Source organism: Streptococcus sp. NLN64, assembly GCF_015831295.1.
GTDB lineage: Bacteria > Bacillota > Bacilli > Lactobacillales > Streptococcaceae > Streptococcus.
Map to the genome: position 1 here is coordinate 1 of NZ_JADXDQ010000126.1, position 608 is coordinate 608.

General features: G+C 41.6%; 1 tRNA gene and 1 rRNA gene. Both read right to left on the reverse strand.

What is annotated here, in order from left to right:
• Window positions 1-248: 248 nt before the first annotated feature.
• A tRNA-Ala gene (locus I2503_RS09440) sits at window positions 249-321 on the reverse strand.
• A 232-nt stretch (window positions 322-553) separates the two neighbouring features.
• Window positions 554-608 (reverse strand): 16S ribosomal RNA (locus I2503_RS09445); the annotation flags it as partial.

A 608-nucleotide genomic window follows, 5' to 3' on the forward strand; every position in this document is an offset into this window, starting at 1 on the left:
ATTGATATAGATATTCAATTTTCAATGTTCTTATAGGATACTAAGCCCGTCCCAAGAATTGTGCATTTTGAACGGAAAAATAGGAAACTGATGAAGTGTTCTTCGAACACTAGGAAGTTTATCTTTTTTCCCGAAAAATGAGGGCGTGTTCAACTTCTTTCAAAGTCTTACACTCTATTTAGTTTTCCTTACTTAAGATACCACTTTCTTTAGAACTTCCCGCAAGCGGGACGCCTTTAGTATCTTAATGGAGCCTAGCGGGATCGAACCGCTGACCTCCTGCGTGCAAAGCAGGCGCTCTCCCAGCTGAGCTAAGGCCCCAAGTTGGTTTTTAACAACTGGTTCTATTCTGTTTTTATTTCTTTTCTTACTGTCTCTGAGAGTTGAATTTTCGACTAACTTCCTAGCGAAAAAAGATAAACTTCCTTGTGTTCTTCGAACACATCGTCTGTTTCCTATTTTTCTTCTGGAAGTTTCCGCAAGCGGACCGTCGTCCATATCCTGACTTAACCTCTCAAAACTGAACAAGTACCAATGTCATCCATTTCCTTAGAAAGGAGGTGATCCAGCCGCACCTTCCGATACGGCTACCTTGTTACGACTTCACC